Source organism: Paenibacillus sp. AR247 (assembly GCF_002968895.1).
Lineage (GTDB): Bacteria > Bacillota > Bacilli > Paenibacillales > Paenibacillaceae > Paenibacillus_AQ > Paenibacillus_AQ favisporus.
Map to the genome: position 1 here is coordinate 389502 of NZ_PCZT01000002.1, position 989 is coordinate 390490.

The 989-nt window shown below is 52.2% G+C and carries 1 protein-coding gene; it reads left to right on the forward strand.

Annotated features, from left to right (window positions below):
* Positions 1-943 (forward strand): extracellular solute-binding protein (locus CPT76_RS02340; RefSeq protein ID WP_105441802.1); only part of this gene is annotated, 943 nt, incomplete at its 5' end.
* Between the last annotated feature and the right edge of the window lie 46 nt (positions 944-989).

Consider the following 989-nt stretch of genomic DNA (forward strand, 5'->3'; position numbering starts at 1 on the left):
GGACGACCTGCTTCAAGGCGACCTGAAAGACAAATTTGTGGCGGGAACGACCGAAGCCTACGCCGTGGACGGCAAAACATACGCGCTGCCTGTCGAGCTGAACATCGTGCCTGTTTATTACAACAAAGAGATTTTTGCCAAATACAATCTGCAGCCGCCGAAAACCTATGAAGAATTCAAAAATATCATCAAAACGATGAATGACAACAAAGTCACCCCGATCGCGCTAGGATCGAAAGACGCCTGGACCGGCTCCTTCTGGTACATGTACCTGGCTGACCGGCTCGGTGGTCCGGACGTGCAGGATCAGGCGGTAGCCAGCAGCACATTCAGCGATCCAAGCCTGATCCAGGCCGCCAAGGAAGCCCAGGATTTGGTGAAAAGCAATGCCTTTGTAAAAGGCTTTAACGGGCTGTCCAACGACGAGGCCAAATCCGAATTCATGAACGAGAAAGCGGCCATGTACGCTATGGGAACGTGGGAAGTGCCAAACTATACGACCAATCCGGATATCCCGCAGGAATTCAAGGACAAGATCGGCTTCTTCAAATTCCCGACGATCGAAGGCGGCAAGGGGAACATTAACGACTGGGTCGGCGGCGTCGGCGTCGGTATGTTCGTCTCCGAAAACTCCAAGGTCAAAGAGGATGCCAAGAAGTTCGTCAACTACTTCGTCAAAAGATGGGGTGAGTTGTCCGTGGTTGACGCAGGCATTATCCCAGGAACAAAGGTCGACACCTCCAGTGTCAAGCTGCCGCAAATGTTCATTGACGTCTTGAACGAACTGAATAACGCCAGCAAAGTCATTCTCTATCTGGACGTACAAATGAAACCGGGTGCCGCAGAAGAACATTACAACCTGATTCAGGCACTGCTCGGCAATGCCATCACACCGGAGGAATTCGCCAAAAAGCAGGAAGAGGCGTTAAAGACCGGCAAGTAACCGTCATGGTAGGGGATGAAAGGACGAACCGGCGAGCTCCGACGGG